Source organism: Streptomyces sp. NPDC086077 (assembly GCF_040686175.1).
Classification (GTDB): Bacteria; Actinomycetota; Actinomycetes; order Streptomycetales; family Streptomycetaceae; genus Streptomyces.
Window position 1 is genome coordinate 1 of record NZ_JBFBJT010000052.1, and the last position, 26,858, is coordinate 26,858.

Genomic DNA, 26,858 nt, shown 5'->3' on the forward strand with positions numbered 1-26,858 from the left:
GTGTCTTCCTTGGTGGCACTCGAAGCCCAACAAGTCCCCCGGCTGGGCGCCCGGGCGGCGGGACGCGGTGAGAAGGGCAGCGCGCGGTCCGTCTCGGAGTCTTGGGCGACCGAACCGGGGGCGAGCCTCCTGCCGGCCTCGGTGGCCGGTGGTCCGCAGCCCTCGGGTTCTGTTCAGCAGCGGCGGCGGTCCTCGGTGATCAGCCCTCGGACGGCCGTCAGCGCGTGGTCGCCCGAGCCGGCGGCATACACCTCGGCGACAATGCGTTCGGTGTTGCGGGGCGTGGTGAGGATGGTTCCGTCGGCGAAGGTGAGGATGCGGTCGGGGGTGGCGGCGAGGGTGGTGGCAGCGGTGCGCTTCGCGGCGCGGTGCCCGGCGCATTTTCGGGCGGGGCTGTCGGAGCGCGTTCCGACGCGCTCCTCGGCGCGCCTTTCGGCCGCATAGAAGGCGCTTGCGCAGTCGCGCCGGCGTCGGCGCTCGCGCTCGCGCTCGCGCCGAGGAGGGTGCTCGCCACGAGGGTCGCCCCGGTGAGCATGGACATGATAATTCGGCTGTCATGACCGGTGTTCTACGGCGACTTGGGCTCACCCGCAATGAGGTCTCTGGGGCGGGGGTCGACGCGAGGGGACGGGCTGCAGCCGGTTCTGCGCAATGGTCCAGAAAACCGGTTGCCTCCGACCTGCCTGTGGCGCGAGCCTTTCACGGCTTGGTGCCCACCTGCGCGCTCCGCGCTCGCACCCCTTCCGCCCTGACAAGAGCCACTGGGACGTCATGCAGATTCAAGACCTTCCGTATCCCGACCCTGGTGTGCCGGACGCGCGTTCGGGGCCGCGGTTCCTGTGGTGGCTGGGCCGGAACCAGTTGCGCGGTCAGCTCATCGCCCTGACCTGGGGCCTGGTGCACTTCGTCTCGGTCTCCTCGCTGCCGTTCTGCGTCGGCTTCGCCGTCCAGGCCGTGGTCGACCGCTCCGGGGAGCGGCTCGCCCTCGCCGGCGGGCTGATGGTGCTGGCCTGCGCCGGCAACGCCCTCGGCGACACCTTCCTGCACCGGGCCGCCGTCACCAACTGGATCACCGCGGCCGCCCGGGTCCAGCAACTTCTGGCCCGCAAGGCCGCGCATCTGGGTTCCGCGCTGACCCGGCGGGTCGCGGCCGGCGAGGTCGTCGCCGTATCCACCGGTGACGTCGAGAAGATCGGCTGGTTCGTGGAGGCGGTGTCCCGCTTCACCGCGGCTGCCGTCACGATCGTGCTGGTCTGTATCGGCCTCGTCGTCTACCAGCCGGCCCTCGGCGTCGTCGTCGCCGTCGGCCTTCCGGTGCTGGCGGTGGCCGTACTGCCCCTGCTCCCCCGCGCGACCCGCCGTGCCGACGTCCAGCGGGAGAAGGCGGGGTACGCCACCGAACTCGCCTCGGACACCGTCGCCGGGCTGCGCGTCCTGCGCGGCATCGGCGGTGAGGAACTGTTCCTCGACCGCTACCGCCGCGCCTCCCAGGAGGTCCGTCACGCGGCCGTGCACAACGCGCGAATGTGGTCGCTGATCTCGGCGATCCAGGTGCTGCTGCCCGGCCTGCTGCTGATCGCGGTCGTCTGGTACGGCGTGCATCTGGCCCGGCAGGGCCGCATCACCGTCGGGGAACTCGTCACCGTCTACAGCTCGGTCATGCTCCTCACCTATCCCCTGCGGCACTTCGAAGAGATCGCGATGGCCTATTCGTTCTCGCGGCCCTCCGCCAAACGGGCGGCCCGTGTGCTGTCGCTGGAGCGGGCCACGGACGCCGAGGGGGCGCGCGAGGACTCTGCGGAGCCATCCCCCGGGGGCGGGCGCACGGACTCAGCGGGCTCGAACGCGGGCTCGCAACCAGGCGGCCTGCCGTCCGGGGACCTGCCGTCCGGGGACCTGCCCTCGGGGGACCTGTACGACCCGGTCACCGGTCTGCTCGCGCCGTCCGGTCGGTTCACGGCCGTGGTGTGCGGCGACCCGGATGCGGCAGGACGGCTGGCAGAGCGGCTCGGCGGCCATCCCTCGGAGGCCGGTACGCCGGTGCTGCTCGGCGGGGTTGCGCTCGACGAACTGCCGCTGGACCGCGCGCGGACGGCGGTGCTGGTCCAGGACAAGGATCCCGTTCTGCTCTCGGGCACCCTGCGCGACCTGCTCGACGTCCCCGCGTCCGGAAACGTACGCCCGGACGAGGCGCTGGCGGCCGCACAGTGCGAGGACGTGCTGGCGGCGCTCGTGCAGGGCTCGCTCGACGCCGACGACCCGATGGACGCCCGGATCACCGAACGCGGGCGCTCCCTCTCCGGTGGCCAGCGCCAGCGGCTCGCCCTCGCCCGGTCGCTCATCACCGACCCGGAGGTGCTCGTCCTGGACGAACCGACCTCCGCCGTCGACTCCCACACCGAGGCACGGATCGCGGAAGGCGTGCGCGAGCTGCGGGCCGGGCGCACGACGGTCGTCTTCACCTCCTCGCCGCTGCTGCTGGACCGCGCGGACCGGGTGGTGCTCGTCCACGAGGGCGAGGTCGCCGCGGTCGGTGTGCACCGGGACCTGGTGCACGAGGAGCCCCGGTACCGGGCCGTGGTGACCCGGGAGACCGAGGAGGAGGCCGCCGCGCTGAGCGGCGTACTCGCCGAGTTCGACGCCGACGAGCTCAACAAGCTGGACGAGTTGGACGAGTTGGACGAGCTGGACGAGCTGGACGAGCTGGACGAGATCGAGGAGACAGCATGATCGGCGTGGCGCCACCGGCGTACGACCCGGCGGCACCGACGACGGCGCACACCCTGCCCGTCGGTGCCCCCGCGACCGTGCGCGCCTACGTGGCCGAACTGTTCCGCCGGCACCGCCGGGCGTTCCTGCTCCTCGTCGCCGTCAACACGATCGCCGTGATCGCCTCCATGGTCGGCCCCTACCTGCTGGGCGGTCTCGTCGAGCGAGTCTCGGACGACGCGCGCCAGCTGAACCTGGGCCTCACGGTGACGTTCTTCCTGCTCGCCCTCGTCGTGCAGGCCGTGTTCGTGCGTGAGGTGCGGTTGCGCGGCGCGATGCTCGGCGAGCGGATGCTGGCCGATCTGCGCGAGGACTTCCTCGTGCGGTCGGTCGGGCTGCCGCCGGGAGTCCTGGAGCGGGCGGGAACGGGTGATCTTTTGTCCCGGATCACCACCGACATCGACCGGCTCGCCAACGCCATGCGCGAGGCCGTTCCCCAGCTGGCGATCGGTGTGGTGTGGGTGGCCCTGCTGCTGGGCGGCCTGGTCGTCACGGCACCCCCGCTGGCCGGCGCCGTGCTGCTCGCTCTGCCGCTGCTGGTGATCGGCTGTCGCTGGTACTTCCGCCGGGCGCCTGCGGCCTACCGGTCCGAGGCCTCCGGGTACGCAGCCGTGGCCGCCGCGCTCGCCGAGACCGTGGACGCCGGGCGTACCGTCGAGGCGCATCGGCTCGGCGACCGCCGGGTGGAACTGTCGGAGCGCCGGATCAAGGAGTGGACCGCCTGGGAGCGCTACACGCTCTGGCTGCGGTCGGTGCTGTTCCCGGTCATCAACGTCACCCATGTGACCGTGCTCGCGTCCGTCCTGATGGTCGGCGGGGTGTTCGTGCTCCAGGGCCGGCTCGGGCTCGGGCAGCTGACCACGGGCGCGCTGATCGCGCAGATGCTCGTCGATCCGGTCGGGCTGATCCTGCGCTGGTACGACGAACTGCAGGTGGCCCAGGTGTCGCTGGCCCGGCTCGTCGGCGTCCGCGACATCGAGCCGGACGCCGGGGACCCGGCGCTGGCGCCCGACGGCCGGGACGTGCACGCCGACCACGTGCACTTCGGTTATGTCGAGGGTGTCGACGTACTGCGCGAGGTGTCGCTGGACGTCGCCCCCGGCACCAGGCTGGCGCTGGTGGGCCCCTCCGGCGCGGGCAAGTCGACACTGGGCCGGCTGCTCGCCGGGATCTACGCGCCGAGGGACGGCCGGATCACCCTCGGCGGTGCGGAACTGTCCCGTATGCCCGCGGAACGCGTCCGCTCGCACGTGGCTCTCGTCAACCAGGAACACCACGTCTTCGTCGGCGCCCTGCGCGACAACCTGCTGCTCGCCCGCACCGACGCCGTCGACGCCGAGCTGTGGGCGGCGCTCGGCGCGGTCGACGCGGACGGGTGGGCGCGCGCGTTGGAGAAGGGGCTGGACACCGAGGTCGGCTCGGGCGGGCTCGCGCTCACCCCGGCCCAGGCCCAGCAGATCGCGCTGGCGCGGCTGGTGCTGGCCGATCCGCACACGCTGGTCCTGGACGAGGCGACGTCCCTCCTCGACCCGCGCGCGGCACGTCACCTGGAACGGTCCCTTGCCCGCGTCCTCGACGGCCGCACCGTCGTCGCCATCGCCCACCGCCTGCACACCGCCCACGACGCCGACGTCATCGCCGTCGTCGAGAACGGCCGCATCAGCGAGCTGGGCAGCCATGCCGAGCTGGTCGAGGCGGACGGGGCGTACGCGGCGCTGTGGAGGTCGTGGCATGGGTGAGGGGTGACGGCTCACGGCGCCCGGCCTCCCTGGGGAGAACGGGGTGCGAGCGGCGCGCGGCCGCTGTTCGGACGCCCCCGGCGTCGCCGCGCGCCGTCCCGGCCGAAGCCCCCTCCCCGGCCCGGGCACCCACGTGCCGGGCCGCGCGGCTTCGACGGCTCGCCCCCTGTCGGTGCCCGTGGCGTTGCGCGGGGGCGAACAGGGGTGGAAGGCTGGAAAGCGGCGCAGGCTCGGGGAGCGTCCGCGAAGTGCGCGGGACAGCAGTGGACGCAGTCTGTGTCCCCGGTACGGACGGCGCGACGTCGACCGTGGCGGGAACGGCCCCGTCCTCACCACCTGGAGGTACCCGTGAACAGCGCCGACGGATGGGGAGACGACGTCTACCAGCCCGACGGGTCCGAGCAGCGCGAGGACACGGGGCTGCTCGACGCGGAGGACACCCTGGACAACGACGGTGTCAGCGACCCCCTGGATCGGGGCTGGTCCCCTCCGGAGCGGCCGTGGGCGGTGGAGCACAACGGCGTGACGGCAGCCGAACGGGTGCGGGGGGAGACCCTGGACCAGCGGCTGGCGGAAGAGCTGCCCGAGTCGGCCGTACCCGAAGGCGACGGCCTCGGCGACGCCGACGGCACCGACGGGGAACTCCTTGACAACGAGGTCGGCGGCGCCCGGTCCGGGCGGCTCGTCGCCCCGGACGAGGGGGCGCACGAGGACGACGAGTCCGCGCTGATCGCCACGGACGTCGGGATCGACGGGGCGGCCGCCTCCGCCGAGGAGGCCGCCGTCCACATCGTCGACGAGGACGCCCTGTCCGGCTGACGCCGACCGCGCCCGCCCGACGCCCCCGCCCATGCCCCCTCCGCACCAGGAGCAGCCATGCAGCAGGACAAGCACCCCGACTACCACCCGGTCGTCTTCCGGGACCGCGCCGCCGGGTACGCCTTCCTGACCCGGTCCACCGCCACCAGCGAACAGACCATCGAGTGGGACGACGGCGAGAACTACCCCGTCGTGGACGTCGAGATCTCCTCGGAGAGCCACCCGTTCTACACCGGCAAGGCCCGCACGGTGGACACCGAGGGCCGCGTCGCCCGCTTCGAGCGCCGGTACGGAGAAGGTACGCGTCAAGGCACCGACTGACGACGTCTCCGTGCGCGCCGTGCTGGGCCTCAGATCACGTTGAGTGCCGCCGCGCCGCCCACTCCCCCGAGCACCATGAACGCCGGCATCAGCACCTTCAGCTCCACCCAGCTGCCCGCCCTGAACCGCATGACCTTCGGTGGCCCGATCGGATACCAGCGCTTGCGGCCCACCGGGATCGGCCACAGTATCGGGCAGCCCGAGACGGTCAGCGCGTCCCCGATGTCGTGCACCAGCGCGCCGAGCACGATGGGCAGGCCCAGCCACAGGTACTCCTGGCCCGGCTCTGTGAACAGCCAGTCCGCCCCGTTGCCGGGCTGGTCCAGGACACCGGCGACGATCCAGGCGCTCGTCGCGGCGAGCAGCCACACCAGGACATCCGCGCTGGCACCGCGGGTCGCCCGCCACAGCAGGCCCTCGATGGCCAGCACCATGTGGACGAAGAGGATCGCCAGCACCGCCCAGCGCCCGCCGGTGATCGCCAGCACCGAGGCGCCCGCGCCGATCAGGACCGCCCACAGCCAGGTGTGCGTGAGCGTGCGGTGCCCCCCGGAGCGACGCGGATCGCCCTGCTTCTTCGTGGCCTTGTAGACGGCGTAGGAGAGTTTGTCGACGATCTCGCAGAGCCAGCGCGACAGCGGTCCGAAGGAGCGCGAGATGGTGGCGGCCTTGTGGTCGAGGTCGGGGGCGAGCGCGGCTCCAGCGCAGATCAGCGCGCCGCACAGCAGGACCGGCCAGGGCATCCCATGCCCTGCCGCGGTGGCGGCGGCTCCGACGCCGAGCCAGGCCGCGGCGCCCGAGAGAGAGTGTGCTGGTCCCATCATTGCCGCTGCCCGCCCCATTCTTCGTGCGCCGCTGTCCAGTTGACTCGTTGCGCCGACGTCGTGTCGGCGACACAGCGTAGCGTTCGCGATCTTCATGCGGGCATCCGATTCCCGCATCGGCCGGAAGGCCAGGCAAGATGGGGGCGTGACCCTCATCGATCAGCTGCCGCAGACCGCCGACCCCGACGCCCTCTACGAAGCCTTCGAGTCGTGGGCGCAGGAGCGCGGTCTCACGCTCTACCCCCACCAGGAGGAGGCGCTGATCGAGGTGGTCTCCGGTGCGAACGTGATCGTGTCGACCCCCACCGGATCCGGCAAGAGCATGATCGCCGCGGGCGCCCACTTCGCCGCGCTGGCGAGGGACGAGGTCACCTTCTACACGGCTCCGATCAAGGCGCTGGTCTCGGAGAAGTTCTTCGAGTTGTGCAAGCTGTTCGGGACCGAGAACGTCGGCATGCTCACCGGCGACGCCTCCGTGAACGCCGACGCCCCGGTGATCTGCTGCACCGCCGAGGTGCTCGCCTCGATCGCCCTGCGCGACGGCAGGAACGCGGACATCGGCCAGGTCGTGATGGACGAGTTCCACTTCTACGCGGAGCCGGACCGCGGCTGGGCCTGGCAGATCCCCCTGCTCGAACTGCCGCAGGCGCAGTTCGTCCTCATGTCGGCCACCCTCGGCGACGTCTCGATGTTCGAGAAGGACCTCACCCGGCGCACCGGCCGCCCGACCTCGGTGGTCCGTTCGGCGACGCGTCCGGTGCCGCTCTCCTACGAGTACCGGCGCTCCCCGCTCACGGAGACGCTGACGGAGCTGCTGGACACCAAGCAGGCGCCCGTCTACATCGTGCACTTCACCCAGGCCCAGGCGGTGGAGCGGGCGCAGGCGCTGATGAGCATCAACATGTGCTCGCGCGAGGAGAAGGAGCAGATCGCCGAGCTGATCGGCAACTTCCGCTTCACCACCAAGTTCGGCCGTAATCTCTCCCGCTACGTCCGGCACGGCATCGGCGTGCACCACGCCGGCATGCTGCCCAAGTACCGCCGCTTGGTGGAGAAGCTCGCCCAGGCCGGTCTGCTGAAGGTCATCTGCGGCACGGACACTCTGGGCGTGGGCGTCAACGTGCCCATCCGCACTGTGCTGTTCACCGCACTCACCAAGTACGACGGCAGCCGGGTACGCACGCTGCGCGCACGCGAGTTCCACCAGATCGCCGGGCGGGCCGGGCGGGCGGGCTTCGACACTGCAGGCTTCGTGGTCGCCCAGGCTCCCGAGCACGTCATCGAGAACGAGAAGGCGCTCGCCAAGGCGGGCGACGACCCGAAGAAGCGCAGGAAGGTCGTCCGCAAGAAGGCGCCGGAGGGCTTTGTCGCCTGGAGCGAGGACACTTTCGAGCGGCTGATCGCCTCCGAGCCGGAGCCGCTGACGTCCCGCTTCCGGGTCACGCACACCATGCTGCTGTCCGTGATCGCCCGGCCCGGCAACGCCTTCGAGGCCATGCGGCACCTCCTGGAGGACAACCACGAGCCTCGCAAGCAGCAGCTGCGGCACATTCGGCGGGCGATCGCCATCTACCGCTCGCTGCTGGACGGCGGCATCGTCGAGAAGCTGGACCAGCCGGACGCCGAGGGCCGCATCGTCCGTCTCACCGTGGACCTTCAGCAGGACTTCGCGCTCAACCAGCCGCTGTCCACCTTCGCGCTCGCGGCCTTCGAGCTGCTGGATCCCGAATCGCCGTCGTACGCGCTGGACATGGTGTCCGTCGTGGAGTCCACGCTGGACGATCCACGCCAGATCCTCGCCGCCCAGCAGAACAAGGCGCGCGGTGAGGCAGTGGCCGCGATGAAGGCGGACGGTGTCGAGTACGAGGAGCGCATGGAGCGGCTCCAGGACGTCTCCTACCCGAAGCCGCTGGAGGAGCTGCTCTTCCACGCGTACGACACGTACCGCAAGAGCCACCCGTGGGTCGGCGACCACCCGCTGTCGCCGAAGTCCGTCATCCGGGACATGTACGAACGGGCGATGTCCTTCACGGAGTTGGTCTCCTTCTACGAGCTGGCCCGCACCGAGGGCATCGTGCTGCGCTACCTGGCCGGCGCGTACAAGGCCCTGGAGCACAACATCCCGGACGACCTCAAGTCCGAGGACCTCCAGGACCTGATCGAGTGGCTCGGCGAGATGGTGCGTCAGGTCGACTCCAGCCTGCTGGACGAGTGGGAGCAGCTCGCCAACCCGGAGGTGATGACGGCCGAGGAGGCTCAGGAGAAGGCCGACCAGGTCAAGCCTGTTACCTCCAATGCCCGCGCCTTCCGGGTCCTGGTCCGCAACGCGCTGTTCCGCCGCGTCGAACTGGCCGCCCTCGACCAGGTCGCGGAGCTGGGCGAACTGGATGCCGAGTCCGGCTGGGACGCCGAAGCCTGGGGCGAGGCCATGGACAAGTACTGGGACGAGTACGACGACCTCGGCACCGGCCCCGACGCCCGCGGCCCCAAGCTGCTGCTGATCGAGGAGGAGCCGGAGCACGGGCTGTGGCGCGTCCGGCAGATCTTCGACGACCCCAACGACGATCACGACTGGGGCATCAGCGCCGAGATCGATCTTGCGGCCTCCGACGCCGAAGGCCGTGCCGTGGTCCGCGTCACCGACGTCGGCCAGCTGTGAGCACAGGAGACACACAGTCATGACAAACCCGGCCGAGAGGCTCGTCGACCTGCTCGACCTGGAGCAGATCGAGGTCAACATCTTCCGGGGCCGCAGCCCCCAGGAGTCGCTGCAACGGGTCTTCGGCGGCCAGGTGGCCGGCCAGGCGCTGGTCGCCGCCGGGCGCACCACCGAGGGCGACCGGCCGGTGCACTCGCTGCACGCGTACTTCCTGCGGCCCGGGCGGCCGGGCGTGCCGATCGTGTACCAGGTCGAGCGGGTCCGTGACGGGCGGTCGTTCACGACCCGCCGGGTCACGGCCGTGCAGCAGGGCCGCACGATCTTCAATCTCACCGCCTCCTTTCACAAGCCTGAGGAAGGGAACTTCGAGCACCAGCTGCCGCCGGCTCGCGAGGTGCCGGACCCGGAGTCGCTGCCGACCGTCGCCGAGGAGATTCGGAAGCATCTGGGCGCGCTGCCCGAGCAGTTGGAGCGGATGGCGCGCCGCCAGCCGTTCGACATCCGGTATGTGGACCGGCTGCGCTGGACGCCGGAGGACATCAAGGGCGCGGAGCCGCGCAGCGCCGTGTGGATGCGCGCCGTCGGGCCGCTCGGTGACGACCCGCTGGTACACACCTGCGCCCTGACGTACGCCAGCGACATGACCCTGCTGGACGCCGTGCGCATCCCCGTCGAGCCCCTGTGGGGTCCGCGCGGCTTCGACATGGCGTCGCTGGACCACGCGATGTGGTTCCACCGGCCGTTCCGCGCGGACGAGTGGTTCCTGTACGACCAGGAGTCACCGATCGCGACCGGCGGGCGAGGGCTCGCCCGTGGGCGGATCTACGACCTGGAAGGCCGTCTGCTGGTGTCGGTCGTCCAGGAAGGGCTGTTCAGGGCGCTGTAGCTGCGGCTGTTGCTGTTGCTGTTGCTGTTGCTGCAGGGGAGGGTCCAGCCGCCGTGGGGGCCTTATGAGCTTCTGCGGCGAAGCCGGCCCAGCAGGCCTCGGGGGCGCTCCGACTCAGGGGCGCGAGCGTGGGTGCGGGCGTCGGGTCGGGGCGTGGCAGGCCGTGTGGGGGGTCGGGACGCGGGCGGGCGCTCCTTGTGCAAGGCCCCCGGCCGACGCACCGCACGGTGCGACTGGGCGGATCCGGCCGGGTGCACCGTACGACGCTCGTCACCGTGATCGGCCCGTCGCTCCGCACAGTGCGCGTGACCATGGTCGGTCCGACGGTCCGTACGGCGCGCTTCAGCGTCGTCGCCCCGACGTTCCACACCGTGCGCGTCGCCTTGTTCAGCCTGGTTTTCGGCCCGAGGTGCTGGTCGCGGTGCCGGACGATGTGCGCGGGCCTCGTCCAGCACCTGGCTGAGCTCGGCCCGCAGCCAGCTGATCTCGTCCGGGGCGTCGGCCGTCATGAGCCTCTCGGCGCGCTCCGCCGACGGTGAACCGGGCGCGCCCTGGGCCGGCGGTCCCGGACGGAACCGGTTCACATGAGCGCGCTCGTAGGGATCCGCGACGATGTCCGCGACCTGAACGGGATCCAGCAGCGCGGCCAGGGCACCGGCACGCTCCCAGGGATCCTCGGCCCCGCGCAGCAGGAACCCCACATACCGCCCCCGCCAGTTGCGGGCGCGCAGATCCACCCCTTCGCGCAGCCGAACCCGCAGCCCCTCGGGCAGCGCACGACCCTTCACCAACAGCGCGTTCCGCTCGTCGGCCGCGACCTGGCTCACCTCGTCGGCCAGATAGAGCCAGACGAGCGTCCGATAGCGGTTCAGGTAGAACGCGACCGGCACCACCAGCCCCAGCCGGGCCAGACGCGTGAACCGGTCACCCGTCACGCCCATGAGGTGCGCGGCCTCGTTCGTGCTCACCGTCCGCACCCGTGCGAGGAGCGCCTCCGGGAAGCCGTCCTCCGCGCGCAACCGCTCGATCTCGGCGCGGGTGACGCGCCGCCCTCCGCCGCCTTCGTCGGGCAGTGTGCGGATCCCTCCGAGGTTCACCGCGAGCTCGAATTCGCGTCGTTTCATTCCCAGTTCGCGTGCCGCGCGGCTCGGCGTGTACGTGAGAACTTTCGGACTAGCGATGGTGTTGCCCGACATGGCGTCTCTCCCCCGTGGAGTCGTGATCGATGGGCTCCGCTCACGCTCCGTGCGTTCGCGGTCACACCACCGTAGCCGCTCCGTCCGATCACGTGGCGAGCCTGTGGATAACTTCGCGGGGGCAGAAAACGCGCTGGTCAGAGGTCTGTGAACGGGAACCGCTCAGGCTGGCGGGCGTCCACACCGAGGTGCTCGCCGACCCGGTTGACGAGCAGTGTCATCTCGTAGGCGATCTGGCCGATGTCGGCCTCCGCGGCGCTGAGTACGCACAGGCAGCTGCCACTGCCGGCCGCCGTGACGAACAGCACCGCGTCGTCGAACTCGACCATCGTCTGGCGCACCTGCCCCGCCCCGAAGTGGCGTCCCGATCCCTTGGCCAGACTGTGCAGTCCGGACGCGACGGCGGCGAGGTGTTCGGCGTCCTCGCGCCGAAGCCCGGTGCTCGCCCCTGTCACCAGTCCGTCGTTGGACAGGACGAGTGCGTGCCGCACATGCTCCATGCGCTCGGTCAAGTCGTCCAGCAACCAGCCCAGTCCCTTGTGCACCATGATGTCGATCTCCCCGTGTGACGACTCCCCCTGGCCGGAGGATCTCTCCGCCAGCCTTCACCACGTCCGGCTGACGGGCAAGCAGGATGGGGGCATGGCACAGAAGATGACCGACACGGAATGGCGGGCCTTTCTGTCACAAGGCACCCGCACCGCAAAGCTGTCCACCGTGAGGGCTGACGGGAGCCCGCACGTGGCGCCGATCTGGTTCCTGCTCGACGGGGACGAGGTGGTGTTCAACACCTCCAAGGAAAGCGTGAAGGGGCGCAATCTGGCCCGGGACGGGCGGGTCGCCCTCTGCGTGGACGACGACCGGCCGCCGTTCGACTTCGTCGTCGTGCAGGGGCGGGCCCAGCTCTCCGAGGACCTCGACGAGCTTCGGGAGTGGGCCACCCGGATCGCCGGGCGGTACATGGGCGAGGAGAACGCCGAGGCGTTCGGGGAACGCAACGGCCAGCCGGGAGAACTCCTGGTGCGGGTCACGATCGACAAGGTCCTGGCCCAGAAGGCCGTCGCCGGCTGAAGCCCCTCCGACCGATCAACTAACGGAGTCGAGGAGCCGGGCGGTGTGCACCCGCCCGGCGTACTCGACGAGCCGGATGAGCACTTCCTTCCCCGAGTCACGGTCACGTGCGTCGCAGAGCACGACCGGAGTTCCCCGATCGAGGTCCAGCGCGCGGCAGACGTCCTGTGCGCCGTAGGCGCGGGCGCCCGTGAAGCAGTTGACGGCCACGACGAAGGGGATGTGGCGGTGCTCGAAGTAGTCCACCGCGGGGAAGCAGTCCTCCAGCCGGCGGGTGTCGGCCAGGACGACCGCCCCCAGCGCTCCCTGCGACAGCTCGTCCCACAGGAACCAGAAACGGTCCTGTCCTGGTGTACCGAACAGGTACAGGGAGAGCCCGGAGCGGATGGTGATGCGGCCGAAGTCCATGGCGACCGTGGTCGTGACCTTGTGGTCCACGCCGTCGGTGTCGTCCACCAACTGACCGGCCTCGCTCAGCAGCTCCTCGGTACGCAAGGGCCTTATCTCGCTGACCGCGCCCACCAAGGTGGTCTTGCCCACGCCGAACCCGCCGGCGACAAGTATCTTCAACGCCAGGGCGGCGGTATCGCCCTCGGTGGCGTCGGACGTCTCGGAGACCATCGATCACTTCTCTCGGGAGTGCCGGCAAGGGTCGACGTCGGTACGCGCGTGCCACGCCGGGACACGGCGTCCGCACACAACTTCGGTGCTCGTGTGCGAAGGCAGCATCATGGCAACGGCCGGTCCCCGCAGGGCGCTCGGACCGCTCTTTGCCTGATGTGACCGACTCGAATGCGTTCCGCGCCCACAAAGGCGCGTAAGTGGGCGGTCTGTGCGGCCGTACGCGCGCGGGTTGTCGTGAGCGTTCATCTACAGCGCCCGCAGTCCGTCGATGACCTCGCGCAGAATCCGCTCGTCGGGCAGTTGGGCGGGGGGCACGGGGCGGCTGACGGTGACGCGGCCGAGTTCCAGGAGGTCCCCCAGCAGGACCCGGACGACACCGACGGGGAGGTCGGCGCCCGCGGCGAGTTCGGCGACCGATTGGGTCTCGGGGCGGCACAGATCGACGAGTGCCCGGTGCTCGGGGCCGAGCGTGGGGTCGTCGTCGAGGTGGGGAGCGCCCGGGTCGAGAGTGACCAGGGCGATGAGGTCGAAGCGCACCCCGGTGGGCCCGGGTTTGGTGCGGCCACCCGTCATGGCGTACGGCCGCACGAGCGGGCCCGCCTCGCCGTCATACCACTGGCTGCCCTGCTCGTGCGGGCTGCCCTTGATGTCCTCGGTCATCTGTGCGGACCGCCTTCTCGCCTCATCCGGCGGCGGGCCGCGCGTTCATGCGCGGCGCCGTGTAGAGGTGCTCACCGACGCGTTTCACCAGCCGTGCCATCTCGTAGGCGACCAGGCCTATGTCGGCGGTGACGGCGGTGAGGACGGCCAGGCAGGAGCCGTCTCCGGCGGCGGCCACGAAGAGGAAGGCGTCGTCCATCTCCACCATGGTCTGGCGCACGCCACCGGCGCCGAAGTGCCGGCCGGCCCCCTTGGCCAGGCTGTGGAAGCCCGAGGCGACGGCGGCGAGGTGTTCGGCGTCCTCACGGCCGAGTCCGGTCGAGGAGCCCACGGCGAGTCCGTCGTTGGAGAGCACCACGGCGTGCCGTACCTCGTGCACGCGCAGTACCAAGTCGTCCAACAGCCAGTCGAGTTCGCCGGAACTCTGAGCGGCTCTCATGCCAGGGTCCTGGATCATGCGGGGTCTCCTTCGCTGCTGTCACTGCCGCCTGCGGGGGCGGGTCTCGCGCCGCGGCCGGGTGGGCGGCCGCCACCGCGTGCCCATCCGTCGCGGTAGGCCGCCATGCGGTCACGTACGAGTTCGGGTGTGCGCCGGTCGTCGTTCCGGTGGGCGGACGGCTGCGGCGGGTCCTGGGCGCGCCGCTCGCGCAACTGGGGGGCGAGGCTGGCCTGTCGTACCCGGCGGGGGAGGTTCTCGGATCCTTCCTCGGGGTCGGGGGCACGGTGCAGGCGCAAGGTGGTGACTCCGGGGGGCGGGGTTTCGGGGCCGGTCTGCGCCGTGGCCGGGACGGGGGCCACCAGGGCGGGCCGGTCACCGGTGGTGGGGACGGCCTCCTGGTGGAGGGGTCCGCCGGGCACGCGCGCGTACCTGTGTTCCGGGTCCGCCGCCTGGGCGCTGGAACGTTCCGGCACACCGCTGTGCAGCAGGGCGGTGGGCAGCAGGACGACCGCGGTGGTACCGCCGTAGGGGGAGGTGCGCAGGTGCACCTTGATCTCATGGCGTGCGGCGAGCCTGCTGACGACGAAGAGGCCGAGCCGGTCGCTGTCGAAGAGATCGAGCGCTTCTGACTGGGCGATACGGCGGTTGGCCTCGGCGAGGGTGTCCCGGCCCATTCCCAGGCCGCGGTCCTCGACCTCTATGGCGTAGCCGTTGCCGACGGGCTCTCCGGTGACACGCACGCGCGTGTGCGGGGGTGAGAACTGGGCGGCGTTCTCGACGAGCTCGGCCAGCAGGTGGGTGAGGTCGGCGACGGCGGCGCCGATGACGAGGGCTTCGGGTAGCTGCCGTACCTCCACGCGCGCGTAGTCCTCGATCTCGGAGACGGCGGCGCGGACCACGTTGGTCAGGGAGACCGGCATGCGCCAGGCCCGGCCGGGGGCCGCGCCGGAGAGGATGATCAGGCTCTCGGCGTGGCGCCGCATACGGGTGGTGAGGTGGTCGAGCCGGAACAGGTCGCTCAGTTCGTTCGGGTCGTCGGAGCGGCGTTCCATGCTGTCCAGAAGGGTCAGCTGACGGTGGACGAGGACCTGGCTGCGGCGTGCGAGGTTGACGAAGACACCCGAGATGCCGCTGGCGAGTTCGGCGCGTTCCACGGCGGCGCGCAGCGCGGCCCGGTGCACCGTGCCGAGGGCCTCGGCGACCTGGCCGACCTCGTCCTCGGCGGGCGGCCCGGGCGGTGCCTCGGCCCGGACGTCGATCTCCTCTCCGGCGCGCAGTTTGCGCATGGCTTCGGGGAGTTTGCGACGGGCGATCTCCAGTGCGCCGTTGCGCAGGCTGATCAGTTCGACGACGAGGCCGCGCCCGATGCGTACCGAGATGACGAGCGACGCGGCGACGGCGGCCAGGCCGAAGAGCACGGCGGCGCCCGCAGGGGTGAGCAGGCCGCGTGCGAACGGGTCGGCCCGGTCGGCCACGCCCCGGGCGGCGTCCCGCTCGATGGTGCGCATGCCGCCCTGCACGCGCGCGTGTGCGGGGGTCCAGTCGGCCTCGGACGCGGCCTTGATCGCCGCGGGCCCCGGCCGGCTCGTCAGGACCTTGTCCTCGACGGCGACCAGGGCCGTGTAGTCCACGCTCCCGGCGAGGTTCCGCCAGGCGGCGCGCTCGTCGCCGCGCAGGTCGGCGACGGCGCCGTCGGTGAGGGCGCGGCGGGTGTCGACCGCTCCGGTGAGCAGCCGCATCCGCTCGCCGTCCAGGCGGCCCGCGAGCCGGGCGCTGGAGAGCAGCACGTCCTCCCGGGCCAGGGCCTCGCCGGCGCGGGAGAACTCCAGCAGCACGCGCGCGTCGGAACCGAGTTCGGCGTCCTGGATGCCGGTGAGGGCACCGCCCACGCCGAAGGCCGTGGAGATGGTGTTCGCGTACCGCTCGTACGCCTCGTCCCATCCGGCACGCCGCTCCAGCACGTCCGCCCGCAGCGTCCGCAGCCCCTCCGTGCCCGTGACGAAGGTTTCTAGCCGCATCGCGACTCCCTTGGGCAGGTCCTGTCCCTCGGCGACGGTGTTGCGGTCGCCGAGCCGCAACCTCGCCACCGCCCGGTCCGTGCGCTCAGCGAGGCGCCGCAGCTCGCCACCGGCGCCGGCCGAGGGGTCGGTGGCGTGCCGTACGGCGGCGGCGCGCTCGGCCTGGAGCGCGGCCACGGTGGCCGCCACAGGGGCGCGGACGTCGGAGTCCACGCGCTGCAACTGGCGTAGCCGGGCGACGTCCTGGACGGTGCTCACGGTGGCGTACGCCCAGAGGGCCAGGAGTGAGACGGCGGGCACCATCAGCAGACAGACGATCTTGGCGCGCACGGTACGCGGCCGGATGTGCCAGCGCTCCCCCGCGCCCGTGGGATCACCTGTCGCCTCCGCGTCCACGGTGTCCCGCGGGGTTTCGTCGGCCGGTGGTCCGGCGTGGGCGCGCCGGCCGCGCGCGGGGGTCGAGGGCGGCGTCTCGGCGCCTGTGCCGGGTTTCCTGCGGGGGGTACGCATGGCCTCCTCGTTCGGAAAGGGTTCGGTGCGGTCCGGTGCAGGTGCGCCCTCAGTGGGCGGCGCTCCCGAGGGGCCGCTGGGCCGATGCGGAGGCCGCGCGCTCGCCTGCCGTCGGGGACAGCGCCACGAAGGCTGAGGTCAGGAAGAGGTAGGACCCGAGGCCGACGGCGAGGGGGAAGACGAACTGCATCGCCGTGGCCCCGGGCAGGACCTCGCCGGAGGGCGTGACCTGCACGCGCACCGCGAACATCCCGGTGTAGTGCATGCTGCTCACGGCCGCGCCCATGACGAGGGAGGCGACGGTGACCGCGACGGGCGACTTGATGTTGAGCGCCGCCCACAGGGCCGCGGTCGCCGCGACGACGGCGATCACGACCGAGAGGGCGACCCGCATCGGGTCGTACATCACGTCACCGTGCAGGCGTACCGCCGCCATGCCCAGGTAGTGCATGCTCGCGACGCCCAGTCCGGTGGTGAGGCCGCCGATGAGCAGCGCACGGACCCGGTCGCGGCCGTAGCCGACCGCGAAGACGCCGGCACTGACCACGATCATGGCCACGAGCAGGCTGAGCACGGTGAGCGGTACGTCGTAGCGGATCTCGGTCCCGCTGACGCTGAAACCGAGCATGGCCACGAAGTGCATGGTCCAGATGCCGGTGCCGAGGGCCGAGGCGGCCGTGATCAGCCAGTTGCGCCGCGAGCGGCCGGTGGCTCCGAGCGCGCGGACCGTACAGCGCAGGCCCAGTGCGGCGCCTGTGCAGGCCATGACGTACGACAGTACGGGTGTCAGCCAGCCGAGGGCGGCGTGGTCCATGTGTCCCATGGCCAAGGAACGCTAGCGGGAGCACGGGAGCACAAAGGGGGCGCATTTCGAAAGGCGGTGGAATATGACGCAGATATGTACCTGAACGATCGCGTCCCGCTCGAACATGTGCGCCGGGGCGTCCTCCGTGTCAGTGAGGGATCATGCCGAACATGAGCGACGACCGTACGCACGTCCAGGAGTTCTTCACGGCCCGCGCGGCCGACTGGGACAGCCGGTTCCCCGACGACGGCCCCGCCTACGCGGCCGCGGTCGGCGAGCTCGGTCTGCGGGAGGGCGGCCGCGTCCTCGACGCCGGCTGCGGAACCGGACGGGCGCTGCCGCCGCTGCGAGCGGCCGTGGGCGCTTCGGGAGTGGTCTTCGGGGCCGATCTGACCCCCGCCATGCTGCAGGCCGCCGCCCGGGCCGGACGGGACCGTGACGGGTGGCTGCTGCTCGCCGACGTGGCCGCGCTGCCCCTGCGCTCGGAGTCACTCGACGCGGTGTTCGCGGCGGGCCTCATCGCTCACCTGCCCGACCCGGCGCAGAACCTGCGGGAGTTGGCGCGTGTGGTGCGCCCCGGCGGCAGCCTCGCCCTCTTCCACCCGATCGGCCGCGCGGCGCTCGCCGCCCGACAGGGCCGCCGAATCACCCCGAAGGACCTGCGCGCGGAGCCCAACCTCCGCCCGCTGCTGGCCGGTTCCGGCTGGACCATGACCTCGTACGTCGATCAGGACGACCGCTTCCTCGCGCTGGCCGTCAGGGCGGGCTGACCGTCCCGGCGCTTCTCCGCGCCTTACCCCTTCTGCCGCCGCAGCTCCAACTCTACGTTGAGTAGCAGCGGGTGAGCGCCCGGCGAGGGAAGCCACGAAGGGGGATGGTGGTCACTGTGTTCGACAGAGTCCGCAAGGCGTGGTCCGGGTTCCGTGAGGCGGCGCGCGCGGAGCGCGAGCCCGGTCCGGACCGGCGGGGGCACAATCTGTTCGAGGCAGCCGCGGCGTACGTCTCGGCGTGCGCGGAGGACGACCAGGACCGCATCGACGAGGCGGCGGGCCGGGTGTCGCCGGAGGCGCTGTCGTTCGGGGTGAACGAGCTGGCGTGCCGGGCCGTCATCGCCCTGGCCCGGGAGCGCGACCAGTCGCCGCGGACCGTCGCACGCGAACTGCTGGGGCTGCCGACGGCGTGAGTGGGGGGCGACGAGGGGTCGTTCCGGCCCAGTCCGGCCGGACAACCGCAGGTCCGATGGTCCGCACAGTCGTGACAAGCGGCTTCCGGTCGCACTAGGGTGCGCGCCGATGGACGAACCCCTGGGGAGGCTGGGATGGCCGGGACGGACGCGGACGCCGTCGCCGCCGAGGACGACGCGCTCTATGTGCTCACGGCAGTGCTGCTGACGCCTGCGCGGTTTCCGAGCGTGCTGGGCGACGACTACCCGGAGGCCTGCGCGGCACTGGGCATCGCGCCGCTGGCCGACGGGTACGGCCTCGTGTTCGGCCAGGACGGCGAGGGCGCGCGGTGGACGGTCGTCACGGACGACGTGTCGCTGGTCGCGGTCGCCATCGCCTCCTGGGACTGCGGCATGGAGTACGACCTGTCGCCCGACGAGCGGTCCGTGGTCGCGGCCCTGCCGGGCTGGCCGCTCGCGGTCGCCGTCGCGGCTCCCGGCGTGCCCGCGCCGCACGACCCCGACCCCGAGGACGCGGGCTGCGCACCGCTGTCGCCGCCGGACACCACGGGCTGGGGGGCGGCCCAGCGCAGGCTGGGGGCGGACGAGATCGCGGTGCAATGGACGTCGTGGCGGGAGCAGGTCGTTGACAAGGAGCTCGTCGTCCCCGAGCAGGACCCCGAAGCCGCCGAGGACGAGCCGGCCGGCCCGGACCGCGGCGTGATCCGGCGCGTCCTCGCGGAGGCGCACGCGTACGTGGACACCCCGCCGCCCCTGGGCCGCGTCCGGTCGTCCTTCGCCACGGGCGACGCCCGGACGCTGCGCGCGGACGGCCCGGGCTGGTCGCTGGTGGCGCGGACCGACGACATGGCGTTCCTGCTGGTCGACGAGAAGCCGGGCGAGGTACTGCCGGTGGGCCGGGGGCCCAAGCTGCCCGCGCTGCTGGAGGCGCTGGACAAGATGGCGGTACGGCCCAGCTGAGGCGGGCCGACGCCACAAGCAGCGGACGGTCAGCGGACCCTCTGTAGCCGTCGGCCAACGGCCCCGGAGAAGCAGGGGCCTTCACCACCTGTGTCGGTCACCCATGCCTCAACTGGACGCCATGTGGTGTCACTCCATGGAAGACGAGCGGCGCTCGCCCCACGATGGGGCAGCCCCGGCTCGGCCCGTGTGCCGTGCCCCGTCGTCCCGCCCCGGAGGCCCGCATGCGCCCATCCCCTGGCATCCCCCTGGTTGCCACCGCTCTCCTCGCGGCTGCCCTCACGGCGCCGGCCCCGGCCCTCGCCCAGGACGTCGGCGACCCTCACTGTGCGCGTCAGGACCGCGTGCGGGTGCCGGGCGCGGCGCTTCAGCAGACGGTGTGTCTGGCCGACCTGACCACCACCGGCCTCGCCGGTACCCCGTACACCGACCTGGCCGACCAGGCGGGGCTGACGGCGCAGGCCACGCGCACGCCGTCGGGGGTGCCGGGTGTGCAGGTCGACGGGTACTTCCCGGACTCGTCCCGGTTCAACGCCACGCACGGCTGGCGCCATGACGCACAGTTCGTGATCCGGCTGCCGGACCGCTGGAACGGCGGCCTTGTCGTCACCGGCGCTCCAGGGACTCGCAGGCAGTACGCGACGGACAAGGCGATCTCCGACCGCGTGCTGGCACAGGGCTACGCGTACGCCGCGACCGACAAGGGCAACAACGGCACCGACTTCTACCGCGACGGCGATCGGCCCGGCGACGCGGTCGCCGAGTGGAACGCGCGCACGACCCAGCTCACGCGCGCGGCCCGCAAGGTTGTGGCCCAGCGCTACGGCCACGCCCCGCGCCGCACCTACGTGACGGGCATCTCCAACGGCGGCTATCTGACGCGCTGGCAGCTGGAGAACCATCCGGAGCTGTACGACGGCGGGGTGGACTGGGAAGGCGCCCTTTGGACGGCGGACGGCCCGAACCTGCTCACCTCCCTGCCCACGGCGGTGGCGCGGACCTACGGCTCGGCGTCGGACGAGGACATGTACGGCGTGGGCTTCGCGCGTGGCTCGGAGTTCCTGTGGCCGTACCACGAGAAGGCGTACTGGGGTGTCACTCAGAAGACCTACCGCGCGGAATTCGACCCGGCGTACGACCCCGGCTGCCCCGGACCGTCGGCCGGAACCACGCCCGAGGAGATCCTTGCGCCCTGCGCGTCCGACGCGGACTACGACTACGCCTCGCGTCCGTCCTCCGTCCACCGCGCCGTGTCACGGGTGGCGCTGACCGGGCGCATCGGCAAGCCGCTGATCACGCTGCACGGGGACATGGACACGCTGCTGCCCAAGGCCGCCGACTCCGACGTGTACGCACGCATGGTCGACGGGAGGGGGCGGGGACCGTTGCACCGTTACTACACGGTGCAGGGCGGTACGCATGTCGACGGGCTGTACGACACCCATCCGGACCGGCTGCGACCGATCCTGCCCTGCTATCGGTCGGCGTTCGACGCGCTGGTCGCATGGGTGGAGCGAGGGACCCGGCCGCCCGCGGACCGGACCGTCGGCCGGTCCGCGGGCGGTGATGTGGTCGACTCGTGTGCGCTGGACGGCAAGGCCGCCGCGGATCGGTAGCGCCTCAGCGGCCCAGCTCCTTGCGCGTGACCCGGCGCAGCCTGCGGCGCTGCGACGGGTCCAGCGTGAGGTACGCGGCGGCCGGGACGCCCAGCACTATGAGCAGCGCGGCCCACCAAGGCAGCCAGATCAAAAGGATGAGCCCGACCGCCACGCCTCCTGCGGCGATCTTCGCGTTCTTCGACATGTGTGTCGCCTCCTTCGCGGCCACTGCCGCTCTCTGTTCTGAAAACGGGCCCGCGTTTCCGGCGGTTCCGGCCGCACCCCTGAGACGCACCCTGAGACATCCCTGACGCTCGACCCCGAGCCACCCCTGAGAGCCAGGGCGTGAGCGGAGTCACAACTCAAGCATGCCGGGCCGTGCCAGGAAGTGCTGTACCCTCGGCGACCTCGCCCCAGCTAGTCAAACTTGAGGAATGCGGCCATCTCTGTGCAGATGATTCCCACGGCAAACCCCTCCGAAATCACCGAACTGGCCGAATGCTGTGCCGTGTTCATGCCCCGTGATCCGGCCCGCACCGGCCGTGTCGCCTTCTGGCGCCCCGACGGCGCCACCCCGCCGGTCGTGAACGGCGGCACGGTCGAGGAGCTGGCTGTCGTGCTGCCCGGTGGCGCCGGCGTCGAACTGGCCGGCGTGCCGGCCGTCCTCCTGCCCGTACGAGCGGCACTGCCCGTCCTCACGCACGCGCGTGCCGCCCGGACGGGACACCGGGCGGCCGAGTTCTGGGGCGCGGCCGCCGTTCTGGGGCTGCAGTTCATGACCCGGGGGCTGCTGCTGCCCGGCCTGTCGCCCGGTGATCACGACGCCTGGCGTGCGGGACCGTTGCGCGTCGAGGACGTCGAGAGCGTCCGCCGGCTCGCCGCCGCGATGCCACCCGAGGCGCACGCCGTACCGCTGGACGGCTCCGAGCCACTGCGGCTGCCGGACCCGGAGCGCCTGCTGCGGACCTTCCTGGACGCGGTCGCCGACACGCTGCCCCGCTCCCCTGCCGCGTCGCTCGTGACGGGCGGCCCCGCCTACGCCGCCACCGAGCCGCAGCATCTGCCCGGACAGCGGGCCTGGGCCGCCGATGTGGCCGCCGGCCACGACGTGGGCGTACGGATCTCGCTGCGGATCGAGGTGCCCGGCCTGGCAGCGGAGGACGGCACCGCGCCGGACTTCCGGGCCGTGCTCCAGGTGCACAGCGTGAGCGACCCCTCGCTCGTCGCGGACGCCGCCGAGGTGTGGGCCGGAACGGACGCCACCGGGCGGGCCTTCGGCCCCCGCGCGCGGCTGGACGCGCTGCTCGCGCTGAGGCGCGCGGCTCGGGCCTGGCCGGCGCTCACTCCCCTGTTGTCGGCCGCGGTGCCGGACGCCGTCGAACTAGCCGACGAGGAGGTCACCGAACTCCTCGGTGGCGGCTCGGCGGCTCTCGCCGGCGCCGGGGTCGACGTGCACTGGCCCAGGGAGCTGGCCCGTCGGCTGACCGCCCGCGCGGTCGTCGGTCCACCGGACGACGGGAGGACTCCGGCCAAGCTCTCCTCGGACACGCCGTCATTCCTGTCCGCGGACGCGTTGCTCGCGTTCGACTGGAGGTTCGCGCTGGGCGGCCGACAGCTCACGCGCGACGAGCTGGACCAGCTCGCCGAGGCGAACCGCCCTGTGGTGCGGCTGCGTGACCAATGGGTGCTGATCGACCCTCAGGAGGTCCGCCGCGCCCGCGCGCGACAGGACCACAAGGTCACGCCCCTCGACGCGCTCGGCGCCGCCCTGACAGGTTCTACGGAGGTCGACGGCCAGCGGGTCGAGGTGGAGCCGACCGGCTGGCTGGCGGCACTGCGGGACCGGCTGGCGGACCCGGAGGCGCAGGAACCGGTCGGGCAGCCTGCCGCACTCGCCGCCGAACTGCGCGACTACCAGCTGCGGGGCCTGTCGTGGCTGGCCCGGACAACGTCCCTGGGGCTCGGCTGCTGTCTCGCCGACGACATGGGCCTCGGCAAGACGATCACCCTGATCGCCCTGCATCTGCACCGCCGGAGCGACCCGTCCGCCGCCGGTCCGACCCTTGTGGTCTGCCCGACGTCCCTGATGGGCAACTGGCAGCGGGAGATCGAGAGGTTCGCGCCCGGCACACCGGTGCGCCGCTTCCACGGCTCACGCCGTGACCTGGACGGTGTGGCCGACGGGGAGTTCGTCCTGACGACGTACGGCACCATGCGGCTCGACGCGCGGCGGCTTGCCGAGGTGCCGTGGGGCCTGGTGGTCGCGGACGAGGCACAGCACGTGAAGAACCCGTACTCGGCGACCGCGCGTGAGCTGCGGTCCATCGGCGCACACGCGCGCGTGGCGCTCAGCGGCACGCCGGTCGAGAACAATCTTTCCGAACTGTGGGCGATCCTCGACTGGACCACCCCTGGGCTGCTCGGCCGTCTCGGCACGTTCCGCAGCCGGTACGCGCGGGCCGTCGAGGACGGCCAGGATCCGGCCGCCGCGGAACGGCTGTCCCGGCTGGTGCGGCCCTTCCTGCTGCGCCGCCGGAAGTCGGATCCGGGCATCGCGCCCGAACTGCCGCCGAAGACCGAGACCGACCGTGCCGTGTCGCTCACCACGGAACAGGCGGCGCTGTACGAGGCCGTGGTACGCGAGACGCTCGCGGAGATCGCGAACGCCGACCACATGGCCCGGCGTGGGCTGATCATGAAGCTGCTGACCGGCCTGAAGCAGATCTGCAATCACCCGGCGCAGTACCTCAAGGACGAGCGGCCGAGGATCGCCGGGCGCTCCGGGAAGCTGGAACTGCTGGACGAGTTGCTCGACACGATCCTCTCCGAGGGGTCGGGCGTTCTGGTCTTCACCCAGTACGTGGCCATGGCCCGGTTGATCGAGCGGCATCTGGCGGACCGGGGCGTGCCCACGCAGTTCCTGCACGGCGGAACGCCCGTCCCCGCGCGCGAGGCGATGGTGCGGCGCTTCCAGGACGGCGAAGTTCCTGTGTTCCTGCTGTCGTTGAAGGCGGCGGGCACGGGCCTGAACCTCACGCGTGCGGAGCATGTCGTCCACTACGACCGCTGGTGGAACCCCGCCGTCGAGGCACAGGCGACGGACCGCGCGTACCGCATCGGCCAGGACCGGCCCGTGCAGGTGCACCGGCTGATCGCGGAGGGAACCATCGAGGACCGTATCGCCGAGATGTTGCACCGCAAGCGGGAGCTGGCCGACGCGGTGCTGGGCTCCGGTGAGGCCGCGCTCACGGAGCTGACGGACGCGGAACTGGCCGACCTGGTGGAACTGCGAGGGGCGACGCGATGAATCAGTACGACGACACGGAGCGCACGTTCGCCGCGTTGCCGCCCGCGCGCGGGCGGGGCTTCGCGCTCACCTGGTGGGGCCGGGCCTGGCTGAAGGCCCTGGAGGACGCGGCACTGGACGCGGCACAGGTGAAGACGGGCCGCCGGCTCGCGCGCGCGGGAGCCGTGGGCGCGGTGTCGGTGCGGCCGGGACGGATCACGGCGGTCGTACAGGACCGGGACGGCACGGCGCACCGGGCCGATGTGCTGCTGGAGGAGTTGTCGGCCGACCACTGGGACCACTTCCTGGAGATGGCTGTCGAGCGTGCCGGGCATGTCGCGGCGCTGCTCGACCGGGAGATGCCGCCGCACCTGGTGGAGGACGCGGCCACGGCCGGTGTCGACCTGCTGCCCGGCATGGGCGATCTGGAGCCCACCTGCGACTGCGGTGCCTGGGACCACTGCGGACACACGGCGGCGCTCTGCTACCAGGTGGCCCGGCTGCTCGACGAGGACCCGTTCGTCCTGCTGCTGATGCGCGGGCGCGGTGAACGGGCCCTGCTCGGCGACCTCCAGACCCGCAGTGCGGCGCCCGCGCAGGAGAGGGCCGAGGAGCACGCCGAGCCGGAAGGGGTGGATGCCCTGGAGGCGTACGCGGCCGGGGACATCCTGCCTCCGTTGCCGGCACCGCCCGAACTTCCGGCAGAGCCGGGACTGCCGCCGTCCTTGGACACCGAGGCCCCGCCCGCGCCCGGCGTGGAAACAGCCGCCCTGGAGTTCCTGGCCGCCCGGACGGCGGTGGCGGCGCACCGTCTGCTGGCCGAGGCGCTGCGGGCAGGCGTGGCCGTGGAGGAGCTGACGGTGGCGCAGGACGCCGCACGGCTGGCTGCGGGTGCTCCTGAGCGGCTCGTGGCCGAGCGGCTCGCGGCGGGGTCCGGACGGGGCCCCGGCGAGCTGGCGGCGGCCGTGCGGGCGTGGCGGTACGGCGGGGTGGCCGGGCTGTCCGTGCTCGAGGAGGGGTGGTCGGTCGAGGGCGAGACCCTCGCACGCGCGCGTGCCGCCCTGGAAGCGGCCTGGGACGACGACGAGCGGCCGGAACTGCGGGCGCGGGGCAACCGGTGGACGGTCGCCGGCGGACGTGGCCAGCTACGCCTCGGGCGCGACGGTCGCTGGTGGCCGTACCGGAACGAGGGCGGCCGTTGGGTGCCTGTGGGCGGCGCCGACCGGGACCCGGCGACAGCGCTGGCCGCCACGGAGGGCGTGCGGATGGAGGAGGCCCGCTGAGCGCGTGACGGCATCGGTGACCGTGGGGCGGCTGACTCGCAGTCAGCTCCGGGCGGCCCCCAGGCCCGCGCGTCTGCTGACGTGGCGTCGGCCGGGCCGGCGGTCGCTGTCCGGTTCACGCGGCGGTTCTCACCGGCGCCGGGCTACCCGGTCGTCGAGGCGCTGCCCTCCGTACTCCTGAACCGGAAGATCAACCGTGGTTCCGAGGGCCTCGCTCTGCTGCCGTGCGGCGACCTGGTGATGGCGGTGCAGAGCCCGCTGTCCCTGCCGGACAAGGACGCCGGGGAGGCGTCGGGGACCACGCGGCTGCTGCGGTTCTCGCCGAAGAAGCAGGCCGTCACCGCCGAGTACGCGTACCGCTTCGACCCGGTGGACGTCGTCGCACTCGGGCGAGGACGATGACGGACCCACTTTTGGGCGGTGACGCGGAGATGCCCGTCTCCGCAGCGACGTGCGCGACCGGGCGGCCACCGCAGACACGTTCGACGAGCAGCCGCCTGCCATGAACGGTCAGCGGGGCATCACGGTGGGACATGAAGACCTCCGTGCGGTGCAGTCCTAGACAGCTCCACCACACCGGAGGTCTTCGCCATGATCAAGCTCGGCCAGCGTTGACAACGCTCGTGATCAATACACCTAGGGCCGAGGCAGTTCGTCGTCCGGAAGGTCCGAGATCAGGGATTCCAGATCGCTCGGAAGATCACTCGGAAGATCGCTGGGCAGCTCCGAGGGGAACTGGGTCGGAAGTGACGGCAGTCCGCTCGGCAACCTGGTGGGAAGCTCGCCGGGGATGCCGAGGCTCGGGTCCGCAGACGTGCTGCTGCCAGCGGTCGGCTTCCCGTCCGGCGACTCGTCACTCCCGGAGTCCATCAGCACCAGCACGGCGACGACGACCGCGACCGCTACGAGCACGGCCACGGCGAGCAGGACGGGACCGCGCCGCCATCGCGTGGGTATGGATCCGAATTCCGCGGTGGACGGTCCGAAGCCGCCACCCGGAGGCGGCGTGTCACCCGGTGATCCGGGCGGTTGAGGCGGTACGGGCGGAATGGCCATGGTGACCAGGTTCCCGAAGCGGGCACCCGCGCCGCGACCCCCACGCGGTGGTTGACACGGGCTCATGCCATGGAGCGCGCGATTCCGTGGCATTCCGCGCGGAGGTCGGACCCGCGTACTCCGGTCGGACCCGCGTACGCCCCGCGCAGGAC

The 26,858-nt window shown here is 72.0% G+C and carries 22 protein-coding genes and 3 pseudogenes; 14 read left to right on the plus strand and 11 right to left on the minus strand.

What is annotated here, in order from left to right; genetic code table 11:
- Positions 1–771: 771 nt before the first annotated feature.
- The 4 genes from AB0O67_RS17200 (at position 772) to AB0O67_RS17215 (ending at position 5,648) form a co-directional block, all read left to right on the plus strand.
- The gene (locus AB0O67_RS17200) at positions 772–2,730 is read left to right on the plus strand and encodes an ABC transporter ATP-binding protein (RefSeq protein ID WP_365450788.1); all 1,959 of its coding nucleotides are present in this window, start codon (positions 772–774) and stop codon (positions 2,728–2,730) included.
- Positions 2,727–4,508 carry an ABC transporter ATP-binding protein gene (locus AB0O67_RS17205; protein WP_365450790.1) on the plus strand — a complete coding sequence of 594 codons (1,782 nt, stop codon included), beginning with the start codon at positions 2,727–2,729 and terminating at the stop codon, positions 4,506–4,508. Before AB0O67_RS17200 ends, AB0O67_RS17205 begins: the two co-directional genes overlap by 4 nt.
- Before the next feature lie 348 nt (positions 4,509–4,856).
- Positions 4,857–5,327, plus strand: a complete 471-nt coding sequence (locus AB0O67_RS17210; protein WP_365450792.1) for a DUF5709 domain-containing protein — start codon at positions 4,857–4,859, stop codon at positions 5,325–5,327.
- A gap of 57 nt (positions 5,328–5,384) precedes the next feature.
- Positions 5,385–5,648, plus strand: coding sequence for a type B 50S ribosomal protein L31 (locus AB0O67_RS17215; protein ID WP_365450794.1), 264 nt, complete (start codon positions 5,385–5,387; stop codon positions 5,646–5,648).
- A 29-nt stretch (positions 5,649–5,677) separates the two neighbouring features.
- Here AB0O67_RS17215 and AB0O67_RS17220 read toward each other — a convergent pair whose 3' ends face one another.
- Entirely contained in the window at positions 5,678–6,472 is a 795-nt protein-coding gene (locus tag AB0O67_RS17220; RefSeq protein WP_365450796.1) for a metal-dependent hydrolase, read from the minus strand.
- A 145-nt stretch (positions 6,473–6,617) separates the two neighbouring features.
- On the opposite strand from AB0O67_RS17220, the gene AB0O67_RS17225 reads away from it, so the two are divergent.
- Positions 6,618–9,131: a DUF3516 domain-containing protein gene (locus tag AB0O67_RS17225; protein WP_365450798.1), complete on the plus strand. Its 2,514-nt coding sequence runs from the start codon at positions 6,618–6,620 to the stop codon at positions 9,129–9,131.
- A gap of 19 nt (positions 9,132–9,150) precedes the next feature.
- Positions 9,151–10,017, plus strand: a complete 867-nt coding sequence (locus AB0O67_RS17230; RefSeq protein ID WP_365450800.1) for an acyl-CoA thioesterase II — start codon at positions 9,151–9,153, stop codon at positions 10,015–10,017.
- Between the two features lie 410 nt (positions 10,018–10,427).
- On the opposite strand, the pseudogene AB0O67_RS17235 reads toward AB0O67_RS17230, so the two are convergent.
- Positions 10,428–11,213 (minus strand): annotated as a pseudogene (locus AB0O67_RS17235) (DUF6397 family protein); the annotation flags it as partial.
- 137 nt (positions 11,214–11,350) lie between these two features.
- Entirely contained in the window at positions 11,351–11,764 is a 414-nt protein-coding gene (locus AB0O67_RS17240; RefSeq protein ID WP_365450861.1) for a roadblock/LC7 domain-containing protein, read from the minus strand.
- A gap of 91 nt (positions 11,765–11,855) precedes the next feature.
- Between AB0O67_RS17240 and AB0O67_RS17245 the strand changes: the two genes are divergently transcribed.
- Positions 11,856–12,284, plus strand: a complete 429-nt coding sequence (locus tag AB0O67_RS17245) for a PPOX class F420-dependent oxidoreductase (protein WP_365450802.1) — start codon at positions 11,856–11,858, stop codon at positions 12,282–12,284.
- 15 nt (positions 12,285–12,299) lie between these two features.
- On the opposite strand, the gene AB0O67_RS17250 is transcribed toward AB0O67_RS17245, so the two are convergent.
- The 5 genes from AB0O67_RS17250 to AB0O67_RS17270 form a co-directional block, all read right to left on the minus strand.
- Positions 12,300–12,905 (minus strand): ATP/GTP-binding protein, encoded by a 606-nt coding sequence (locus AB0O67_RS17250; RefSeq protein ID WP_365450804.1) that lies wholly within the window; start codon positions 12,903–12,905, stop codon positions 12,300–12,302.
- 249 nt (positions 12,906–13,154) lie between these two features.
- Positions 13,155–13,568 (minus strand): DUF742 domain-containing protein, encoded by a 414-nt coding sequence (locus AB0O67_RS17255; protein WP_365450806.1) that lies wholly within the window; start codon positions 13,566–13,568, stop codon positions 13,155–13,157.
- A gap of 22 nt (positions 13,569–13,590) precedes the next feature.
- On the minus strand, positions 13,591–14,025 hold the full coding sequence (locus tag AB0O67_RS17260; RefSeq protein WP_365450808.1) for a roadblock/LC7 domain-containing protein: 435 nt from the start codon (positions 14,023–14,025) through the stop codon (positions 13,591–13,593).
- Positions 14,022–16,535: a nitrate- and nitrite sensing domain-containing protein gene (locus AB0O67_RS17265; RefSeq protein ID WP_365450810.1), complete on the minus strand. Its 2,514-nt coding sequence runs from the start codon at positions 16,533–16,535 to the stop codon at positions 14,022–14,024. The genes AB0O67_RS17260 and AB0O67_RS17265 overlap by 4 nt, the downstream gene beginning before the upstream one ends.
- 49 nt (positions 16,536–16,584) lie before the next feature.
- Positions 16,585–17,358, minus strand: coding sequence for an MHYT domain-containing protein (locus tag AB0O67_RS17270; RefSeq protein ID WP_365450812.1), 774 nt, complete (start codon positions 17,356–17,358; stop codon positions 16,585–16,587).
- Between the two features lie 152 nt (positions 17,359–17,510).
- Between AB0O67_RS17270 and AB0O67_RS17275 the strand changes: the two genes are divergently transcribed.
- The 4 genes from AB0O67_RS17275 (at position 17,511) to AB0O67_RS17290 (ending at position 21,099) form a co-directional block, all read left to right on the plus strand.
- Positions 17,511–18,110, plus strand: coding sequence for a class I SAM-dependent methyltransferase (locus AB0O67_RS17275; RefSeq protein WP_365450814.1), 600 nt, complete (start codon positions 17,511–17,513; stop codon positions 18,108–18,110).
- 116 nt (positions 18,111–18,226) lie between these two features.
- Positions 18,227–18,523: a hypothetical protein gene (locus tag AB0O67_RS17280; RefSeq protein WP_365450816.1), complete on the plus strand. Its 297-nt coding sequence runs from the start codon at positions 18,227–18,229 to the stop codon at positions 18,521–18,523.
- A gap of 135 nt (positions 18,524–18,658) precedes the next feature.
- Complete coding sequence (locus AB0O67_RS17285; RefSeq protein ID WP_365450818.1) at positions 18,659–19,483, plus strand: hypothetical protein; 825 nt, start codon at positions 18,659–18,661, stop codon at positions 19,481–19,483.
- 224 nt (positions 19,484–19,707) lie between these two features.
- Entirely contained in the window at positions 19,708–21,099 is a 1,392-nt protein-coding gene (locus AB0O67_RS17290; protein WP_365450820.1) for a tannase/feruloyl esterase family alpha/beta hydrolase, read from the plus strand.
- Positions 21,100–21,103: 4 nt separating this feature from the next.
- On the opposite strand, the gene AB0O67_RS17295 is transcribed toward AB0O67_RS17290, so the two are convergent.
- Entirely contained in the window at positions 21,104–21,286 is a 183-nt protein-coding gene (locus AB0O67_RS17295) for a hypothetical protein (RefSeq protein WP_189704020.1), read from the minus strand.
- Positions 21,287–21,535: 249 nt separating this feature from the next.
- On the opposite strand from AB0O67_RS17295, the gene AB0O67_RS17300 reads away from it, so the two are divergent.
- The 3 genes and pseudogenes from AB0O67_RS17300 to AB0O67_RS17310 all read left to right on the plus strand — a co-directional run.
- On the plus strand, positions 21,536–24,388 hold the full coding sequence (locus AB0O67_RS17300; protein WP_365450823.1) for a DEAD/DEAH box helicase: 2,853 nt from the start codon (positions 21,536–21,538) through the stop codon (positions 24,386–24,388).
- Positions 24,385–25,650, plus strand: coding sequence for an SWF or SNF family helicase (locus AB0O67_RS17305; protein ID WP_365450825.1), 1,266 nt, complete (start codon positions 24,385–24,387; stop codon positions 25,648–25,650). Before AB0O67_RS17300 ends, AB0O67_RS17305 begins: the two co-directional genes overlap by 4 nt.
- A 144-nt stretch (positions 25,651–25,794) precedes the next feature.
- Positions 25,795–26,031 (plus strand): annotated as a pseudogene (locus tag AB0O67_RS17310) (esterase-like activity of phytase family protein); the annotation flags it as partial.
- Positions 26,032–26,071: 40 nt separating this feature from the next.
- Here the strand turns inward: AB0O67_RS17310 and AB0O67_RS17315 are convergent.
- Together AB0O67_RS17315 and AB0O67_RS17320 are read right to left on the minus strand one after the other, a co-directional pair.
- A pseudogene (locus AB0O67_RS17315) lies at positions 26,072–26,185 on the minus strand (leucine zipper domain-containing protein); the annotation flags it as partial.
- A gap of 101 nt (positions 26,186–26,286) precedes the next feature.
- The gene (locus AB0O67_RS17320) at positions 26,287–26,568 is read right to left on the minus strand and encodes a hypothetical protein (RefSeq protein ID WP_365450827.1); all 282 of its coding nucleotides are present in this window, start codon (positions 26,566–26,568) and stop codon (positions 26,287–26,289) included.
- Positions 26,569–26,858: the final 290 nt, after the last annotated feature.

Excerpts from the sequence above, each read along its gene's own strand:
- AB0O67_RS17270 (WP_365450812.1), bottom strand. The coding sequence starts at position 17,358 with ATGGGACACATGGACCACGCCGCCCTCGGCTGGCTGACACCCGTACTG.
- AB0O67_RS17285 (WP_365450818.1), top strand. The coding sequence starts at position 18,659 with ATGGCCGGGACGGACGCGGACGCCGTCGCCGCCGAGGACGACGCGCTC.
- AB0O67_RS17265 (WP_365450810.1), bottom strand. The coding sequence starts at position 16,535 with ATGCGTACCCCCCGCAGGAAACCCGGCACAGGCGCCGAGACGCCGCCC.
- AB0O67_RS17220 (WP_365450796.1), bottom strand. The coding sequence starts at position 6,472 with ATGATGGGACCAGCACACTCTCTCTCGGGCGCCGCGGCCTGGCTCGGC.
- AB0O67_RS17215 (WP_365450794.1), top strand. The coding sequence starts at position 5,385 with ATGCAGCAGGACAAGCACCCCGACTACCACCCGGTCGTCTTCCGGGAC.
- AB0O67_RS17255 (WP_365450806.1), bottom strand. The coding sequence starts at position 13,568 with ATGACCGAGGACATCAAGGGCAGCCCGCACGAGCAGGGCAGCCAGTGG.
- AB0O67_RS17275 (WP_365450814.1), top strand. The coding sequence starts at position 17,511 with ATGAGCGACGACCGTACGCACGTCCAGGAGTTCTTCACGGCCCGCGCG.
- AB0O67_RS17245 (WP_365450802.1), top strand. The coding sequence starts at position 11,856 with ATGGCACAGAAGATGACCGACACGGAATGGCGGGCCTTTCTGTCACAA.
- AB0O67_RS17260 (WP_365450808.1), bottom strand. The coding sequence starts at position 14,025 with ATGATCCAGGACCCTGGCATGAGAGCCGCTCAGAGTTCCGGCGAACTC.
- AB0O67_RS17250 (WP_365450804.1), bottom strand. The coding sequence starts at position 12,905 with ATGGTCTCCGAGACGTCCGACGCCACCGAGGGCGATACCGCCGCCCTG.
- AB0O67_RS17305 (WP_365450825.1), top strand. The coding sequence starts at position 24,385 with ATGAATCAGTACGACGACACGGAGCGCACGTTCGCCGCGTTGCCGCCC.
- AB0O67_RS17230 (WP_365450800.1), top strand. The coding sequence starts at position 9,151 with ATGACAAACCCGGCCGAGAGGCTCGTCGACCTGCTCGACCTGGAGCAG.
- AB0O67_RS17300 (WP_365450823.1), top strand. The coding sequence starts at position 21,536 with ATGATTCCCACGGCAAACCCCTCCGAAATCACCGAACTGGCCGAATGC.
- AB0O67_RS17295 (WP_189704020.1), bottom strand. The coding sequence starts at position 21,286 with ATGTCGAAGAACGCGAAGATCGCCGCAGGAGGCGTGGCGGTCGGGCTC.
- AB0O67_RS17205 (WP_365450790.1), top strand. The coding sequence starts at position 2,727 with ATGATCGGCGTGGCGCCACCGGCGTACGACCCGGCGGCACCGACGACG.
- AB0O67_RS17290 (WP_365450820.1), top strand. The coding sequence starts at position 19,708 with ATGCGCCCATCCCCTGGCATCCCCCTGGTTGCCACCGCTCTCCTCGCG.
- AB0O67_RS17200 (WP_365450788.1), top strand. The coding sequence starts at position 772 with ATGCAGATTCAAGACCTTCCGTATCCCGACCCTGGTGTGCCGGACGCG.